We start from the raw sequence: 17,274 nt of genomic DNA, 5'->3' as shown, positions 1-17,274 counted from the left end.
GGCAACTCTCATCATCATTGGGCCGGTGTATCCGGCTCTATCTCACAGCGCAACTGCGCGTAGGCCACTCGGGGTTGGAGCGACTGCCAAGCCCCGTCAGGTTCAGGCTCAACCCGAAATTGGTCGATGTCGGAACGTTACCGGAAGTCGCCAGCCGCCGCGAGACGGAAAACGCGATCTCGGCACACTCGTTGCCATAGGTCAGCCCGGCCTTGCGCAGGATAGAGCGGGTCTCCGCCAGATCGTAGCGGAATTCGCCAGTGAACTCCCAGTGCGGCGCAAAACGGTAGCGGGTACTCAGCCGGTATTCCTGTCGCTCGGGCAGCAGGCTCATTGTCTGATCCTGCGGGTCAGCGGCAAGAAAGACATAGCCTGTCTCGACGTCGAACTTCACGCTCTCGTAGGCGATCGCGAACGAGCCCTGCCTGAAAGTCAGCGAGTCCGGCGCAAACAACGCGCTCGCATTCATCTCCAATCCCGGCGGCAGATCGACAGAGGCTGCAATAATGAAATCGGAGGTCAGCCCCGTCAGGCCGGACCCGACTGAAAACCGGTCACCGGCCTCCTCGCGAAAAACCTGTCCCGCCGTAAGTGACGCTTCCCAGCCATTCGGATCGTATCTTGTGTAGTTGATGCCGATGTTGGCGCGAGAGCCCGTTTCCTGTGCATCCTGTCCCGGAAAGCGGTTGAGGGAAAAGAGCGAGGTTTCGTCCAGCTCCGGCAACAGGCTGTCTTCATTGGGAATGTCGCCGGATTGGAAGCTGTCGGAATAGACCAGTTGTGCAATCGGCTCGATCACATGGGTGGCCGCGCCGGTGTTCAGGGCCCAAGGCCAGCGCAGGGTAACGCCGACTGTCGGCAGCGTGCGGGTCACGAATTCCTCGTCGAAACCGGCATCGTCGCTAATATGATAGGCGTCGAAACGCAGGTCGCCGACGGCAGCGAACTGGATGCCGGTGTCAAAGGTATGGCTCCCGCGCCAATCCCCGCCACCGCCCAGCCGAAGGACGTCGCGGCCGTCGGTCCGTACCAGGTTCATCACATCAAGTCCGGCCCCCAGGCGGCCATCGAGCGGCCCGGCATCCCAAACCTTGCGTGTCTCGAAACTGGGCAGCACCAGCGGAATTTCACCCGCATCCTCGCCGTCCCGAAGGGATTGGTAGCCGGCAATCCGGAATTCCGTGTAATCGCTTGCGCGATAGCGAGTGACATCGAGAAAGCTCGTCAGCCTGTCATCGTCGGAATAGTTGAATTCCTGTAGGAACGCGTCGTCGGTTACGAGGTTCAGTTCAAAATCGAGGTCGTACCCGTAGGCCAGATCGAAATGGCCACGGTTGGCGACGAACCCGCGGATTTCACCGGGCTCCAGCCCGTCCGTCAGGCTGAAGGCGCCGGACAGTTCAATGTTCCCGCTGCGGAAATTCTGCCGATATTCGCTCTCCAGCAGGATCGTTCTCTCGCTGGTGATGAAGGGTGTCAGCGTAACGTCGGCATGATCGCCCAGCACGACATAGTAGGGCAGCTTCACGCCGTAGCCATAGATGTCCGAACCGGAAAAAGTCGGCATCAGGGCGCCGGTCGCACGCTCCACCCCCGGTGCGGGAATTCGCAACGCCGGCAGATAAAGTATGGGATAACCGGCGAGGTCGAACCACGCATCGCGGAAATAGATCCTCTCCGCGACCTCGTCATGCACCACTCGCCGGGCCCGGATGCGCCACAGTGGCGTCGGGCGCTCCGCGCAGACAACGCAACTGCTGGCCACCACCCGGTCCAGCCCGTTATAACGCCCGCCGATCCGCTCTCCGCTCTCCGCTGCAATCTGCAATTGTTCGTCGAGGATCAGACGTGCCCCCATGACCAGCCCGTTCTCCATGTCGGCATCGAGTTCAGCCAGATCGGCCAGCACGATCACGTTGTCGCCCGTGAGCAAGCGGATCGGCCCTTCGGCCCTCAGCCGGTCTGCGCCGCGATCGTAGATGATGCGCCGCGCCTCCAGAACCTGCCCTTGATAGCGTACGGTCACCGCGCCGCTGGCTGTAATCACATCACCATTGCCCGAGATATCGACCCGGTCTGCCAGCAAGGTCACTTCCTCGCCCTGCGCCCACGATGGAAGTGTGGCGGCCAGCCAGATCATTACCGCAAGAATCGTCCGCATTATCCGTCTTCCAGGTGCAGCAACAAGCCAAGCGCCAGCAGGATCGCTACCGCCGGCGGCGCCCAGGCCGCGAGGATGATCGGAATGTCACCACTGTTGCCGAGCGACTCCGACAGGTCCTTGAAAAAATACAGCAGGAATCCCGCGAAGATCGACAACAGGATCATCACGCCCGTCTGCCCGAAACGCGCATGCCGAAGGGAAAAGCCGGCGCCAATCAGCACCATGGCGGCAAAAAGGGCAGGGCGAGCCAGTTCGGACTGAAAATACAGCCGGTGCCTGCGCCCGGAAAAGCCTGCCCGCTCCAGTTGGCGAATAAAGCCGGGCAGGGCCCAGAATGACACCGATTCCGGTGGCGCGAAGTTGTCTAGGATCTGCTCCGTCGAAAGGTTGGTCGGTACCCGCAGTTCAACGATCTGCTCCGCCTCACCCAGCGATCCGTCCGCCGTTGCCGCCAGTTCCCACCGGCGGACACCACGCAAAATCCACGAATCCGGTGTCAGCGTCGCTGAATTGGCCTCAATCCGTGCCGTCAGCCGGTTGTCAGGATCGAACTGGTGCAGGCGCACGCTGAACAAGACCCGCCCGTCAGCGCTTGCCCTGTTTGCCTGGATAACGGATTGCCCCTCCAACGTGCCCTGCCGCAGCCACAGCGCATCCTCGTTCAGCGACAGCACGTTGCGACCGGAGCGGGACGCTTCCTCCCGCATCGCCGTAGCGCCCGCCTTGCTCAGCGCCACGATCGGGCTGAAGAATAATACCGCCAGAACGCCGATCACCACCGCTGCCAGTACCGGCACGGTCAGGAAGCGCAGGGCCGACACCCCGGCAGCCCGGATGATCACCAGTTCGCTGGAGCGGGACAGCGCCTGAAACGTCGCCAGTGCACCCAGCATCAACACCAACGGAAACACCTGTGCCATCACCGGCGCTACTTCCAGCACTGTCAGCTTCAGGGCGAAGTCGAACCCGGCATCTGCCCGCCCGGCGCGGCGCAGGCTTTCGATGAACATCATCAGCGCGACGATGAAGAACAGGACAACGAGGACAAGGATCGTCCGAGACAGGAATACGCGCAGAAGATAACGGGAAAGCGTCATGCCGCAATTCTCCGTGGTCTGGCCACGGGTTGGGAGGCCCGGAACAGCAGAAAACCGCTGAACATCACGGCCAGTAATGGGGCAAGGTAGAACAAGGGCCAGTTGCCTGCATTGCTGATCACCACTGATTTGCACGCCACGCCCGCAGCGGCCAGCAACACTCCCAGCACGATTGCCGCTCCCATACGCTTGGCAAACCCCCGCCGCTGGTAATTGCCCGTCAGCATGACGGCAAGCGCGATCAACGGCATCAGCAGCGCATTGAGCCCCAGCACGATCTTCTCGTGCCCCACGGCCAGGTAATCCGCAAGTTCATAGCGCTGACTGGACAGCATTTCCGGCGTCGGGTCGAGAAGGTCGCCCAGCGCGTAGGATTCCGGCCGGATGCGGATCTCCGGCGCTGCCGCCAGCAATTCGGAAAGATCATAGGTGAACTCGTCGAACTGCACCCGCGCCAGCAACCGCCGTTCTTCCGAATAGGCAAGCGCCACACCATCCCGCATGATCAGCCGCGCCTGATCGCCCTCGCGCAGAAACCGGGCGGAGGAGGCCGAATAGGTCGTCGGGTTGTCGGGATCGCGGTTGTCATGCAGGAACAGGCCGGCGATCCGGCCGGTATCGGATACTTCCCGCAGGAAGATCGTCAGCCCGCTGTCGGGGTGCAGAAATTGACCTTCGCGGATCAACGCTCCCGCCAGTTCCGACTGAATGGCCGCCCGACCTGCCGATAATCTTACCTCGCCCATCGGCACCAGCCATACCGTGGCAATCAGCGTCAGCGTCGCTGTCATAGCTCCGTAGAGAAGCACCGGGCGCGCGAGCCGCATCGGGCTCTGGCCCGCCGCCATCATGACGACCAACTCCGAATCCCCGTACAGCTTGTTGATCGCGTAGAGCGCCCCGGCAAAGGCCGCCAGCGGCAGTACGATCATCAGCACGAACGGCAAAACGTAGAGCGAAAAGCGAAGAAAAATTACCATGGATTGTCCCGAGGCGATCACGGTGTCGATCAGTGGCACAGACTGGCCAAGCCAGATCACCCCGGTCAGGATTACCGTGAAAAAGGCAAACGCCAGCAGAAGGTGTTTCAGGACATAGCCATCGAGATGGCGCATCTTAATCGGCTCTCGCTTTCGGCCCCGCGGGCCCTATTTGCGCCGCACCTTAGCGCCCGGCGCGGGGGGCGTCACCCCAATCTGGCAATGCCGTGGCAATCGGCATAAGAAGGTGCGAACAGCTGTATGCAAACGAGGAATTACTCCATGACCACGCCTATCGCCATCCAAACCGTCGAGACCGATCTGGAAGCCATCGCCGACACGGAAGGTAAGGTCGCTGTGCTCATGACGGCAGAGGGCGGCATGGATCCGCTGGCCCGCCGGGTCAATCGGCTCACCAAGGGCGCCCTGCAACGCTTTGCCGACAGTGATACCTTCGCAGATCTTGGCGCTGGCAAAGTCCACGCCCTTGTCGCGCCCGCGGGGCTGAAGGCCGAGGCCGTGCTGGTGCTGAAGCTGGAAAAGTCAGTCGATGTAACCACGGCGCGCGCTGCCGGTGCCGCTCTGGCCGGCGCCAAGGGAAATGACGCCCTGCTGGTCTGCGCCGGTTCGCACCGGCGTGCGGCGGACATCGGCTACGGCCTGATCCTGCGATCCTATGCGTTCGAGGCGCATCTGACAGGTGAGGGCAAGGGCAAGCAACCCGCCGACGCAACACTGATGGTGACGAAGCCGGAGGATGTGCAAGCTGCCCTCGTCCCGATGGCAGCCCTCGCCGAAGGCGTGTTTTTCACCCGCGACCTTACCAATGAACCTTCCAACATCCTGACGACCATCGAGTTTGCCGAGCGGTTGAAGGGGCTGGAGACACTGGGTGTCGAGGTGGAAATCCTCGAGGAGCCGGAACTCCACGAACTCGGTATGCGGACGTTGCTGGCGGTGGGGCAGGGGTCTGCCAGCCCGACCAAAGTGGCCGTGATGCGCTGGAATGGCGGCGGTGACGAACAGCCATTCGCCTTCGTCGGCAAGGGCGTTGTGTTCGACACCGGTGGCATTTCGCTGAAGCCCGCATCCGGCATGGAAGACATGGTCATGGACATGGGCGGTGCCGGTGTCGTCTCCGGCGTCATGAAGGCTCTTGCCGCCCGCAAGGCGAAGGCCAATGTCGTCGGCCTCGTCGGTCTGGTGGAGAACATGCCGAGCGGCGAGGCAACCCGTCCCGGCGATGTCATCCGCTCGATGAAGGGCGACACGGTGGAGGTGATCAACACCGACGCCGAGGGGCGCCTCGTCCTGGCCGATGTGCTCTGGTACACGCAGGAGCGGTTCAATCCTTCCGGCATCATCGACCTCGCAACCCTCACCGGCGCGATGATCGTGGCACTCGGTAACGAGAATGCCGGTGTGTTTTCCAACAATGACGATCTGGCTGACGCTTTCCTCGCGGCAGCGCGGGCGGAAGACGAGGGCGCATGGCGCATGCCGATGGGTGAGGCCTATGACAAGCTGTTGAAGAGCCGCGTTGCCGATGTCGCCAATGTCGGCGGCCGCGCAGCCGGCTCGATCACCGCGGCCCAGTTCCTGAAGCGTTTCGTCAAGGACGACATGCCGTGGATACACCTCGATATCGCCGGGGTTGCCTTCACCAAGTCCGCGACAACCTTCGCTCCGAAGGGCGCCACGGGCTGGGGCGTCCGCGCCCTCGACCGCTTGATCCGCGACAAGTACGAAAGCTGATCATTGGGCGAGGTCCTGTTCTATCACCTATCCAGCACTCCGCTGGAACGGACATTGCCGGAGATCCTCTCGCGCACGCTACAGCGTGGCTGGCGGGCGGTGGTGCGCACAGCCACGCCAGCACGTCTGCCGTCGCTGGATGCGCTGCTCTGGAGCTTCGATCCCGGCAGTTTCCTGCCGCATGATGTTGCCGGCGGCGAAGTCTCCGCCGATACGCCCGTATATCTGACGGCAGGGCACGAGGTGCCCAACAGCGCCGACGTGCTGCTGCTGGTCGACGGGGCGCGCATCGACATCGACGAGGGCCGGAAGTTTGAGCGGGTCTGCCTGTTCTTCGACGGCGCGGACGAGACGATGCTGCAATCGGCCCGCGCGGACTGGATGGCCGTCAAATCGGGTGGTCTCGCCGGGAAATACTGGGCGCAGGAGAACGGGCGCTGGGTGGAAAAGGCGAAGACCTGAAAATCCCCGAAAGCGCTGTTCCGGGTCCATCTTCGCAGCACTCTGAGCGTAAATCCGTGTGTAACGCATGGTGCGGGCAAAAGTTGTCCGCCCTTCGCGCTTCTCAACTCAGGGCAGCTCAGCGTACCAACGTCATCCGGTTGCCGGCGATCTCGATCTTGGAGAACAGGTTGAGATAGCTCATTCCCAGCAGCGATGTGTCCAGCCGGCCGCCATTGACCGCAGCCCGCACCCGTGTGTCGGTGACGCCGCCGAGGGTCACCTCCTTCAAAGTGATGGGAGCGATGCTCACCTGTCCGTTGGCCGTGCGTGCGCGGCCGGTATAGCGCAGCGTTTCCGGTTCCAGCCCTGTCTTGCGGGCATCGTCCTCGTTCAGAACCACCAGCGATGCACCGGTATCGACCACGAACCGCACGGGGGCGCCGTTGATGTCCAGTGTCACGTAGAAATGCCCGTCTCGCGCTCGGTCGAGTTCTATCTCCCTGTCGACAAAACTGGAGACGCGCGGCGTTTCCCTCAACGTCGCCTCGCGGATGGATGCATCCTCGAACAGCTTGAAGCCGATGATGACGATGCCGAAGATACCGAACCAGACGAACGCCATCTTGACGTTCTGCCCCAACCGCGCCCCGGCGTCGAAAAAGAAATAGCTGCCGACGAACACGCCCAGCAGGACAAGGTAGACGAGTTGCATGTTCTGATCGGCGTCCATGCGGACTACCCTGCCAGAAATCCCACGCCGCGCAAGCCATCTATGACGAATTGTACGGAAAGGGCGGCCAGCAGCATGCCCAATAGACGGGTGATGACGTTGATGCCGATCGGGCCGATCACGCGCTCCATTAGTCCGGCCAAAAGGAAGAACAGCATCGCCGTGCCCACGACTGATGTCATCACCGCGAAGATCATGGCCTTCCCGGCGATGTCCGGCTGCTGATTGACCAGCAGGATCATCGTGGCAAGTGCCCCGGGCCCGGCGATCAGCGGTGTCGCCAGCGGAAACACGGAAGGATCGACGTGGGTGCTATCGTCATTGGCAGCATCGACATTCTTTTCACGCCGCTCCGTCCGTCGCTCGAACAGCATGTCCACCGCCGTCAGAAACAGCAGCAGTCCGCCACCAATGCGAAACGCCGGCATGCCGATGCCTACCAGTTCCAGCAACCGCTCACCGGCCAATCCGAACAGGGCCAGCACGAAGAACCCGACGAAACAGGCGCGGATGGCGATCTTGCGCCGCTCTGTTTCCGGAATCCCCTGCGTCAGCGCCACGAAAATCGGGGCCAGCCCAACCGGATCGATAATCACGAACAGGGTGACGAACGCCGTCAGCGCAGTTTCGATCATGCATCCCCTCCGGCTTTCTCAAGCTTCTCAAGCGCCGTCATCCACAGCGCCTCCGCCCGCTCCAGACCGGCGACAACCTCGGCCCGCTTCTTCTGCCACTTCTCGATTTCCTCGGTGTCACCACGCTCATACAGATGCGGGTTGGCCAGCCGTGCATCGATGTTGCTCTGCATTTCCTCCAGCTTCGCGACCCGCGTTTCGCATTTGGTCACGTCCGCCTTCAGCCCCTGCAAAGCCGAGCGCGAGGCCTTCGCCTTCGGCTTTTCCGGTTTGTTCTTGTCGTTCGCCGGCTTCTGGCCCAGCAGCATACGTTGATAGGCGTCGAGATCGTCCTCGTAGGGCTTCACCGCCCCGTCCTTGACCAGCCACAGCCGCTCGGCGACGCATTCGATCAGATGCGGATCGTGGCTGACGAGGATCACCGCCCCCTCATATTCGTTGAGCGCATGCACCAGCGCCTCGCGGCTCTCGATATCAAGGTGGTTTGTCGGTTCGTCGAGGATGAACATATGCGGCGCATCGATCGTGGCGATCAGCAGCGACAACCGCGCCTTCTGTCCGCCGGAAAGCCGCCCGACAACCGTATCGGCAATCTCCGCGTGAATGCCGCCGGCCGCCAGCCGCGCCCGGATCTTCGCCGGTGCTTCCGTCGGCCGTAACCGCTGAATATGGGCAATCGGAGTTTCGTCGAGATGCAATTCGTCCACCTGATGCTGGGCAAAATACCCGATCCGCAACTTGGACGATGCATGGCGCACCCCGGCCATCGGCTTCAGTCGCTCGGACAGAAGCTTTGACAGGGTGGACTTGCCCTGACCGTTGGCACCAAGGAGGGCAATGCGGTCATCCTGGTCGATCCGCAGGTCCAGCTTTCGCAAGACGGCATTGTCATCATAACCGACATCCACACCTTCCAGCCGCAGGATCGGCGGCGAAAGCGGTTCGGGCGACGGGAAATTGAAACTTGCGACACTGGTTTCCACCACACCCGCAATCGGCTGCATTTTTTCCAGAGCCTTCAGCCGGCTTTGCGCCTGCCGGGCCTTGCTCGCCTTGGCCCGGAACCGGTCGACAAAACTCTGCATGTGCTCACGCGCAGCTTCCTGTTTCTTCGCCGCCGCCGCCTGCTGCATCAGTTTCATACGCCGCGTCCGGTCGAACGTGTCGTAGTTGCCCTGATAGAGCGTCAGCTTGCGGTCGTGCAGGTGCAGGATCGCCCCGACAGAACGGTTGAGCAACTGCCGGTCATGGCTGATGACAATCACCGTGTGAGGATATTTCGCCAGATAGGATTCCAGCCAGATCGTGCCTTCGAGATCGAGGTAGTTGGTCGGTTCGTCGAGGAGCAACAGGTCCGGCTCCGAGAACAGCACTGCGGCCAGCGCAACCCGCATCCGCCAGCCGCCGGAGAAGTCGGCACAGGCCCGTGCCTGCGCCTCGGTATCGAACCCCAGACCGGAGAGGATGGACGCCGCCCGCGCCTCGGCCGAATGCGCCTCGATGTCGGCCAGTCGCATCTGAATCTCGGCAATCCGGTGCGGGTCCGAGGCCGTGTCAGCCTCGGCCAGCAGGCTCGCCCGTTCCGTGTCCGCAGCCAGGACGGTGTCCAGCAAGCTCACAGGTCCAGCGGGTACCTCCTGGCTCACCCCGCCGATGCGGGCGCGGTTGGGCAATTCGATCTCGCCGCCATCCAGTGCCAGTTCGCCGCGGATGAGCTTGAACAGCGTCGTCTTGCCGGTGCCGTTGCGACCGACGAGGCCCACCTTGTGGCCAGCGGGGATCATGACGCTCGCGTCGTCGATCAGAGGGCGTCCCATCATCGAGAACGCGATATTCTTGAGGGTCAACATCCGGGCCTTTTCGTCCCCGGCGCGGGGCTTGTCAACTTATCCCTTTCGCCTTCGCGAAACCCGTGCTACGCCCCGCGCGAACGTTTACCAGAGGAAGCAACAATGGCCACTCAGCGCACATTTTCCATCATTAAGCCGGACGCGACCAAGCGGAACCTCACAGGCAAGATCAACGCCAAATTCGAAGAAGCGGGTCTGCGCATCATCGCCCAGAAGCGGATCCAGCTGACACCGGCTCAGGCCGGCCAGTTCTACGCCGTCCACAAGGAACGCCCGTTCTTCGGTGAACTCGTCGAATTCATGTGCTCCGAGCCGATCGTCGCCCAGGTGCTGGAAGGCGAAGACGCCATCGCCAAGAACCGCGAAGTCATGGGCGCGACCAACCCTGCAGACGCCGCCGAAGGCACGATCCGCAAGGAATTCGCGCTGTCCATCGGTGAAAACTCCGTCCACGGCTCCGACGCACCGGAAACCGCAGCCGAAGAAATCGCTTTCTTCTTCTCCGGCCTCGAACTGGTCGGCTGACAATCAAGTGTCGGGGCGGGCACCGGTCTGCCCCGACACAGAGCGCCGGGCAATCTGCCGGCCATCGCTACCGTCGACCGGATCCCCCCAGCCTCCAAAGGCTCAGCCGTCGTCCGCCGCTTCCAACTTCTCCCAATCGAATGTCACCCCGGTCCCCGGCACTTCCGGCGCCACCGCCCGCGCGTTCTCCAGCACCAGCGGCCGGGTCGTGTATTCGTCGATCGGAAAACTGTGCACCTCAAGCCAGCCGCCATCCGGGCGGCCGGACATCAGGCTGACATGCAATTCCTGCATCCCATGGCTGCAAACCGGAATGCCGTGCTCCAGCGCCTTTTCCGCGACCCTCAGCCAACCGGTGACGCCGCCGCAGTTGGAGGCATCGGGCTGGATGAAGCTGAGGCCGGCATCGGCGAAAGCCATGTCGAACTCGTAGATCGTATGCAGGTTCTCGCCCATCGCCAGCGGCACCCCGGTTTCCGCTGCTATCTTTGCATATCCCTTGTAATCATCCGGGTTTGTCGGCTCTTCAAACCAAAGGATACCCTGGTCAAGGAATCCTCTGGCCGCCTCGATTGCCTGCGGTACGCTCAGTGAATAGTTGGCATCGACCATCAGCGCACGGTCGTCACCGATCGTTGACCGGATTGCCGCGGCCCGCGCGAAATCCTCTGCCAGTTGCGGCTGGCCAACCTTGATCTTTATGCCGTTGAGGCCGCGCGCAAGATAGCCCTCGGTCTGGGCGATCAGTTTCGGCAGCGGAAAGTTCAGGTCGATGCCGCCGCCATAGGCTTTGCAACTCGTACCCGCGCCGCCCGCCATTACGGAAAGCGGCTTGCCGCTCGCCTTGCCCCGAATATCCCAAAGCGCGATGTCCAGCGCCGAGATCGCGAATGAAGATATGCCACCGCGTCCGACATAGTGGATATGCCAGAACATCGCGTCGTTGAGCGCCTCGATTTCATCCCCATCGCGGCCGATGAGCATTGGCGCAAGGTCTTCCTCGATCATCGCCAGGATCGCCTTGCCTCCGCGTCCACCAGTATAGGTGTAGCCGGTGCCCTCAACGCCGTTGCTGTCCCGAACCGTCGCCGTGATCAGTTCGAAATGGGTATGGTCGCCATGCTTGGCGTCCACCAGGACTTCCTTCAACGGCACCCGGAACAGTCGGGCAGCTATGTGTTCGATTCTGGCCATTGCCTATCACTCCCTGTCGTTATTCTTTTGCCCACCCGTATGGCGCTTCCGACAGAAGCAAGCAACTGCGACGCTGGTTGCTCAGATCCGGATACCCAGCCGGTTCAACTCCACTCCCAGTTCGGTCATCGCGCTATCGGGTGTGCTACCAACCAGCGCATCGAACCGGGATCGCAATTCGGCCTTTTCATCAGGGGTGATGTCATTCCAGTGCCGCCCCTGCAAACCCAGAACCAACGCGTAATAGCCGATGAAATGCGGCCGTGTGCCCGCCGCCATCAGTCGGCGGTAGGCATCATCTGCCCCGGCCTCACGCACCTGTTCTGCCGTCAGAAAACCCGCGCGACGGAAACCGGCTTCGGATTTTGGCCCGATATTGCGGATATCGGATACGCGGCTCATGCAAACAGCGCCACCCGCCCGCGAGAACCCGCCGCGAACCGCGCCAGTACCTCTGGGTAGAGCCGATGCTCCAATGGCAGCAAGCGTGCGGCCAGTGTTTCCGCAGTATCATCCTCGTGGACCGGCATGACCGCTTGTCCGAGGATCGGCCCGGCGTCGAGATCGGCGGTTACCTGATGCACCGTCGCCCCGTGGACTGCCATCCCGGCATCAAGTGCCCTCTGATGGGTGTCGAGGCCCTTGAACAACGGCAGTAATGATGGGTGGATATTGAGAATACGGCCCTGCCACTCGCGGACGAACGCGGCGCTCAGCACCCGCATGAACCCGGCGAGACAGACTATATCCACCTCCGCCGCTTCCAGCACCGCCGAAACTTCTGCTTCGAACTCTTCCCTGGTTTTGCCCTTGTGGGCAACCACCGCCACCGGAACACCCAGCGCTTCGGCCTTGGTCAGCCCGCCGGCTTCAGCCTTGTTGGCCAGCACCAGCACCGCCTCGCCCGGGTGTCCGGAATCGGCCATGCTCTCGACCAGCTTCACCATGTTGGACCCGCTGCCGGAGATCAGGATGGCAACGCGCTTGCGTTTCATGCCAACCGGCCGGAATAATGCACCTCCGCCTCGGGAATCACTTCGCCGAGCCGGCAAACCGTCTCGCCGCTGGATGACAGCGCGTCCGTCACGGCCTCGGCGGCGTCTGCCGCCACAACGACCACCATGCCGATTCCGCAATTATACGTCTTCAGCGCTTCCGCCTGATCCAATTGCGCCTCGCCCAACAACCAGCCGAACACCGGCGGCAACGCCCACGCGTCGAGGTTGATGGCCACGCCCAGTCCCTCAGGCAGCACCCGCGGCACATTTTCCGTCAGCCCGCCGCCGGTGATATGGGCAAAGCCCTTCACGCCGCCCGCTGCCAAGGCACCAAGGCAACTCTTCACATACACACGCGTCGGTTTCAGCAGCGCCACCCCAAGGCTTTCCTGCGCGAACGGGGCAGGGGAGGCCCATGTCAGGCCGGAGCGTTCGACCGTCTTGCGCACCAGTGAATATCCGTTGGAATGAACCCCGTCTGACGCAAGGCCCAGCAGCACGTCACCGGCCTTCACCCCCTCGGGCAAGGCTTTACCGCGTTCCATCGCGCCCACGGCAAATCCGGCCAGATCGAAATCACCGGCGGCATACATTCCCGGCATCTCCGCAGTCTCGCCGCCGATGAGCGCCGCCCCGGCCTGCGCACAGCCCTTTGCTATGCCTTCGATCACGTCTGCCGCGCGATCGACATCCAGTTTTCCGGTCGCGAAATAATCGAGAAAGAAAAGCGGTTCAGCGCCCTGACAGACAAGATCGTTGACACACATTGCCACCAGGTCGATGCCCACTGTCTTCAACATATCCTGTTCGATCGCCAGTTTCAGCTTTGTGCCAACGCCATCGGTTGCAGCCACCAGCACTGGGTCACTGAAGCCCGCCGCTTTCAGGTCGAACAATGCACCAAATCCGCCGAGGCCGGAGAGGGTGCCGGGCCGGGCCGTCCGTTTCGCGGCCGGTTTGATCCGCTCCACCAGGCTGTTGCCCGCTGCAATATCGACGCCTGCATCGGCATAGGTGATCCGGCTCATTCACGCCCTCCCGTCTGATCTGGCAAGCGATTAGCGCACTTGGCACACAAAGGAAACACGCCTTGACCATGCGAGGGGGCACAAGTATGGGTCAGCCTCAGGCGGGCCTGTAGCTCAATTGGTCAGAGCAGAGCGCTCATAACGCTTTGGTTGGGGGTTCAAGTCCCTCCGGGCCTACCACACTATCGAGATTCGCTTGCTGGTCTCTGTTTTGCGCCTTACGTAAACGGCAAGTAACCACATCCTTGGCGATGGCTCAGGATGTGGATAACTTCTGTATTACGCTCGACTTTACCAGTATACCCGATATTTTTAGTGGGGCATTTTGAAGTGACCGCATAGAAAGCGCACCATCTCTTCAATGCGCGGATTTGCGACACTGTAATAGATGGATTTGCCTTCTCGGCGATGTTTGACAAGGCCATCCTGTCGAAGTCTCGCCAATTGTTGAGAAACAGCAGCCTGACGTATACCAAGAATACCTTCCAAGGTATTCACAGACTTTTCACCATGAACTAGCTGGCACATGATGGTAAATCTTCCGGTATGGCCTAGTGCTTTCAGTACTTCAGCCGCTGGTTTAGCTCCCGTTTCTCCATAAACAAGAGTTTCTTCATTCATAACATTTACTTTCGTTTGGCCAGCATCAGGGGGGAGTGATGCTTTGGTCTATTATACACACGATGTATTTATCTTAACACGCGCGGGCAAGCCAGTGCTCCGCTGCGTAATTTGTACAATTTGGGATTGGAGCGGGTGATGAGGATCGAACTCACGACATTTTGCTTGGGAAGCAAACGCTCTACCACTGAGCTACACCCGCCTGAACGCGGTGATTACTCCCTTCCCCTGAGGCGGTCAAGCGAGGAGGGTGCCTGACGCGTGCCTCGCCCGTTTCCATCATTCGGCAGCTCGCGGAACCGCCTTGTCATGAGCATCCAGAACGGTCCGGAACTTGCCGATCATCTCGTCCACATGCTCGGGTTCGGCAATGAATTGCGGCGCAAGAATCCCGACATCTCCTGTGAACTTCACATGCAGTCCACCCCAGAACATGTCGCGCTGCATCGCGGTTCCGCGAGCGCCCGGGGCAGGGTAAGGGTGCACTTCCACACCCGCGATCAACCCAATGGCGCGGATGTCGCGGACAAGCGGATGATCCTTCAGGCTCATCACGGCTTCATGAAAATAAGGTGCCAGCGCCTTTGAGCGTTCAAACAGGCCTTCCTCGGCGATGAGTCCCATCATCGCGTTCCCAGCCGCACAGGCGGCCGGGTGGCCGGAATATGTATAGCCGTGGAAGAACTCGATTGCCCCATCCGGGCTACTGTCGATCACGGCGTCGTAGATCTCGTCCTTCACAGCCACCGCGCCCATCGGGATGGAGCCGTTTGTCAGCGCCTTGGCCATCGTCATGATGTCCGGCGTCACCCCGAATGTCTGGGCGGCGAAATTCTCGCCCATCCGCCCGAAACCGGTGATCACCTCGTCGAAGATCAACACGATGCCCTGAGCGTCGCAAATCTCGCGGATGCGCTCCAGATAGCCCTTCGGCGGCACAAGCACGCCGGTTGAACCCGCCACCGGTTCGACGATTACTGCGGCGATTTGTCCACCGCCGTAGGTGTCGCAAATCCGCTGCAAATCCTCTGCCAGTTCGCCGCCGTTATCTGGCTGGCCGGCACAAAACAGGTCTTCACCCGTCCATGTATGGCGCATCAGAACCACGTTGGGCATCACCAGCGGGAAGGTCTCGCGATTCTTGACCATGCCGGAGAGTGAGACGCCGCCGATGTTCACTCCGTGATATGCCCGCTCCCGGCTGACGAACCGGTTGCGATAGGCCTGCCCACGGGCGTTGTTGTAGGCCATCGCGATCTTCAACGCTGTATCCACCGCCTCGGAGCCGGAGTTGACGAAAAACACGTGGTTGATCGCCTCGGGCGTCAGCTTCGCCACTTCGGCGGCCAGCGCGAAGGAGCCATCGTGCCCCAGACCGAACGGGGCCGTGTAGGTATTCACCTTCATCTGTTCATGCACCGCCTCGATGATTTTCGGGTGGCAATGCCCGGCGGGCGAGCAGAACAGCCCGGACGATCCGTCGATGATCCGGTCCCCGTTCTGGTTGAACAGATACGTGCCCTCGGCCCGGCGGATCAGGCGCGGTTCGGCCTTGAATGCACGGTTGGCAGTGAACGGCATCCAGTGCTGTTCCAGCGAATTCCCCTGATAATGCATGATGTGCCCTCCGATACGGCTCGCTTCCATGATAGCACATTGGAACTTTGCAGGCGTTGCATTAACCCCAGTTGCGTTCAAGATTAAGGCCAGTTGTTCGCGCCCATAATCCCAGATACCGTTGATCAATGCGCATATCAGAAACCCAGTTCTTCCTCGACAGGGAGGCCGGCATCGGCCTTCAGGTGCAATTGCGCGAGCGTATCGCCGCCGCCATCCTCGCCCGCCGCTTCACGCCCGGCCAGCGCCTGCCTTCCAGCCGCAAGCTGGCCGATCATCTCGGCATCGCCCGCATCACGGTCTCGATCGTCTATCAGGATCTCGTCGCCGACGGATATCTGGAGGCAGCGCCGCGCAGCGGTTTCTTCGTCGCCGACGATGCGCCTGACCTTCTGCCTGCCAACACCCGGCCGAAAGTCCCGGCAGAGGAACGGCTGGATTGGGATGGCTGGCTCACGGGCCGTTATCGCCGCCTGCTGCGCGTAGAAAAACCTCTGGACTGGCGGGCTTATCCCTATCCGTTCATTTACGGCCAGATCGACCCGGATCTCTTTCCCCACGATGATTGGCGCGATTGCGCCCGTCGCGCCCTCGGCAAACGTGATTTCGCGCAGGTCGCAGCCGACGCCATCCATTCCGACGATCCCAAACTGGTCGCTCACATCCTCTCGCACGGCTTGCCAGCCCGCGGCGTCACCGCCGCGGCGGAGGAAGTTCTTGTCACCCTCGGTGCCCAGAATGCGCTCTGGCTTGTCATCCAGCTTCTTTCCGCCAACCGCCCGCGACTGCGGGTAGTCATCGAGGATCCTGGCTATCCCGAACTGCGTGAAGCGCTCCGCCTTTCGGGCTGCGAAATTGTACCGGTGGCCGTCGATGCCGACGGGCTGCCGCCGCAGGCGATACCTGAAGGTGTCGATCTCGTCTGCGTCTCACCCAGCCATCAGGCGCCTACCGGTGTCACCATGCCAATGGCCCGCCGCAAGGAACTGATGGCATTGGCCGAAGAAAGGAATTTTCTCATCCTGGAGGACGACTACGATTTCGAGATGAGCTTCCTCAAACCCGCCAATCCCGCCCTCAAGTCCTTCGACCGAAGGGGCAGGGTGATCCATGTCGGGTCTTTCTCCAAGTCGCTGTTTCCCGGGCTGCGCCTCGGCTACCTCCATGCCGACGCACGTTTCATCGAGGAAGCCCGCAGCCTCCGCGCCCTGATCATGCGCCACCCGCCCGGCACGCCACAGCGAACCACCGCGCATTTCCTTGCCCTGGGCCACTACAACGCCCATGTCCGCCGCCTCCGCGAAGCCTTCCGCAAACGCCGCGCGGTCATGACCGATGCGCTGCAAACCCACGGCCTGCGTGTTGCCGCAGCCTCGGGTTTCGGCGGCGCCGGTTTCTGGATCGCGGGCCCGCCGGGGCTCGACAGCATCGAGTTCGCCCGCGACCTGCGCGAGGATGGCGTGCTCATCGAACCCGGCACTACCTTCTTCGCAGGCGCACATCCTCCGACGCACTTCTTCCGCATGGCCTATTCCTCGATATCGCACAAAAAAATTCCCGAAGGGATCGCCCGGCTGGCTCGCCGGCTGTGAGTGCAGGCGCAACGGCGAAGTGCTTCCAGCGTCGCGGCGCGCTC

General features: G+C 61.6%; 16 protein-coding genes and 2 tRNA genes. 5 read left to right on the top strand and 13 right to left on the bottom strand.

Features of this window, described 5'->3' with window-relative positions; all coding sequences use genetic code 11:
• Window positions 1–37: 37 nt before the first annotated feature.
• From GO499_RS06735 to GO499_RS06725, 3 genes are read right to left on the bottom strand one after another with little or no spacing between them, the layout of a single operon-like run.
• Complete coding sequence (locus GO499_RS06735; protein ID WP_161861485.1) at window positions 38–2,161, bottom strand: LPS-assembly protein LptD; 2,124 nt, start codon at window positions 2,159–2,161, stop codon at window positions 38–40.
• Window positions 2,161–3,261 carry an LPS export ABC transporter permease LptG gene (gene lptG, locus GO499_RS06730; protein WP_161861484.1) on the bottom strand — a complete coding sequence of 367 codons (1,101 nt, stop codon included), beginning with the start codon at window positions 3,259–3,261 and terminating at the stop codon, window positions 2,161–2,163. The genes GO499_RS06735 and lptG overlap by 1 nt, the downstream gene beginning before the upstream one ends.
• Window positions 3,258–4,376, bottom strand: coding sequence for an LptF/LptG family permease (locus GO499_RS06725; RefSeq protein ID WP_161861483.1), 1,119 nt, complete (start codon window positions 4,374–4,376; stop codon window positions 3,258–3,260). The genes lptG and GO499_RS06725 overlap by 4 nt, the downstream gene beginning before the upstream one ends.
• Window positions 4,377–4,523: 147 nt before the next feature.
• Here GO499_RS06725 and GO499_RS06720 point away from each other — a divergent pair, with 147 nt between their 5' ends.
• Together GO499_RS06720 and GO499_RS06715 are read left to right on the top strand one after the other, a co-directional pair.
• On the top strand, window positions 4,524–5,996 hold the full coding sequence (locus GO499_RS06720; protein ID WP_161861482.1) for a leucyl aminopeptidase: 1,473 nt from the start codon (window positions 4,524–4,526) through the stop codon (window positions 5,994–5,996).
• Between the two features lie 3 nt (window positions 5,997–5,999).
• A complete protein-coding gene (locus GO499_RS06715) occupies window positions 6,000–6,458 on the top strand; it encodes a DNA polymerase III subunit chi (RefSeq protein ID WP_161861481.1) in 459 nt (152 codons plus the stop codon).
• 118 nt (window positions 6,459–6,576) lie between these two features.
• On the opposite strand, the gene GO499_RS06710 is transcribed toward GO499_RS06715, so the two are convergent.
• The 3 genes from GO499_RS06710 to GO499_RS06700 are packed head-to-tail and all read right to left on the bottom strand — an operon-like array spanning window position 6,577 to window position 9,655.
• A complete protein-coding gene (locus tag GO499_RS06710; protein ID WP_161861480.1) occupies window positions 6,577–7,170 on the bottom strand; it encodes a retropepsin-like aspartic protease family protein in 594 nt (197 codons plus the stop codon).
• A 5-nt stretch (window positions 7,171–7,175) separates the two neighbouring features.
• The gene (locus GO499_RS06705; protein ID WP_161861479.1) at window positions 7,176–7,805 is read right to left on the bottom strand and encodes a MarC family protein; all 630 of its coding nucleotides are present in this window, start codon (window positions 7,803–7,805) and stop codon (window positions 7,176–7,178) included.
• Complete coding sequence (locus GO499_RS06700; RefSeq protein ID WP_161861478.1) at window positions 7,802–9,655, bottom strand: ABC-F family ATP-binding cassette domain-containing protein; 1,854 nt, start codon at window positions 9,653–9,655, stop codon at window positions 7,802–7,804. The genes GO499_RS06705 and GO499_RS06700 overlap by 4 nt, the downstream gene beginning before the upstream one ends.
• 102 nt (window positions 9,656–9,757) lie before the next feature.
• Between GO499_RS06700 and ndk the strand changes: the two genes are divergently transcribed.
• Window positions 9,758–10,180, top strand: a complete 423-nt coding sequence (gene ndk, locus GO499_RS06695) for a nucleoside-diphosphate kinase (protein WP_161861477.1) — start codon at window positions 9,758–9,760, stop codon at window positions 10,178–10,180.
• A 102-nt stretch (window positions 10,181–10,282) separates the two neighbouring features.
• Here the strand turns inward: ndk and GO499_RS06690 are convergent, their stop codons facing one another.
• From GO499_RS06690 to purM, 4 genes are all read right to left on the bottom strand, one after another.
• Window positions 10,283–11,374: a mandelate racemase/muconate lactonizing enzyme family protein gene (locus GO499_RS06690; protein ID WP_161861476.1), complete on the bottom strand. Its 1,092-nt coding sequence runs from the start codon at window positions 11,372–11,374 to the stop codon at window positions 10,283–10,285.
• Window positions 11,375–11,455: 81 nt separating this feature from the next.
• Window positions 11,456–11,776 (bottom strand): TfoX/Sxy family protein, encoded by a 321-nt coding sequence (locus tag GO499_RS06685; RefSeq protein WP_161861475.1) that lies wholly within the window; start codon window positions 11,774–11,776, stop codon window positions 11,456–11,458.
• Window positions 11,773–12,369: a phosphoribosylglycinamide formyltransferase gene (purN, locus tag GO499_RS06680; protein ID WP_161861474.1), complete on the bottom strand. Its 597-nt coding sequence runs from the start codon at window positions 12,367–12,369 to the stop codon at window positions 11,773–11,775. Before purN ends, GO499_RS06685 begins: the two co-directional genes overlap by 4 nt.
• Window positions 12,366–13,400, bottom strand: a complete 1,035-nt coding sequence (purM, locus tag GO499_RS06675; protein ID WP_161861473.1) for a phosphoribosylformylglycinamidine cyclo-ligase — start codon at window positions 13,398–13,400, stop codon at window positions 12,366–12,368. Before purM ends, purN begins: the two co-directional genes overlap by 4 nt.
• A 103-nt stretch (window positions 13,401–13,503) precedes the next feature.
• Between purM and GO499_RS06670 the strand changes: the two genes are divergently transcribed.
• Window positions 13,504–13,580, top strand: a tRNA-Ile gene (locus GO499_RS06670).
• A 132-nt stretch (window positions 13,581–13,712) separates the two neighbouring features.
• Here GO499_RS06670 and GO499_RS06665 read toward each other — a convergent pair.
• The 3 genes from GO499_RS06665 to aptA all read right to left on the bottom strand — a co-directional run bounded on the left by GO499_RS06665 (window position 13,713) and on the right by aptA (window position 15,638).
• On the bottom strand, window positions 13,713–14,021 hold the full coding sequence (locus tag GO499_RS06665) for an ArsR/SmtB family transcription factor (RefSeq protein ID WP_161861472.1): 309 nt from the start codon (window positions 14,019–14,021) through the stop codon (window positions 13,713–13,715).
• Window positions 14,022–14,148: 127 nt separating this feature from the next.
• Window positions 14,149–14,223 (bottom strand) — tRNA-Gly (locus tag GO499_RS06660).
• Between the two features lie 77 nt (window positions 14,224–14,300).
• Window positions 14,301–15,638: an omega-aminotransferase AptA gene (gene aptA / locus GO499_RS06655; RefSeq protein ID WP_161861471.1), complete on the bottom strand. Its 1,338-nt coding sequence runs from the start codon at window positions 15,636–15,638 to the stop codon at window positions 14,301–14,303.
• Window positions 15,639–15,766: 128 nt separating this feature from the next.
• On the opposite strand from aptA, the gene pdxR reads away from it, so the two are divergent.
• Window positions 15,767–17,230: a MocR-like pyridoxine biosynthesis transcription factor PdxR gene (pdxR, locus tag GO499_RS06650; protein WP_161861470.1), complete on the top strand. Its 1,464-nt coding sequence runs from the start codon at window positions 15,767–15,769 to the stop codon at window positions 17,228–17,230.
• The last annotated feature ends 44 nt before the right edge of the window (window positions 17,231–17,274 follow it).

The sequence above is a fragment of the Algicella marina genome, assembly GCF_009931615.1.
GTDB lineage: Bacteria > Pseudomonadota > Alphaproteobacteria > Rhodobacterales > Rhodobacteraceae > Algicella > Algicella marina.
Note: the sequence above shows the minus strand (reverse complement) of the source record. Positions and strands in the feature narration are given on the sequence as shown.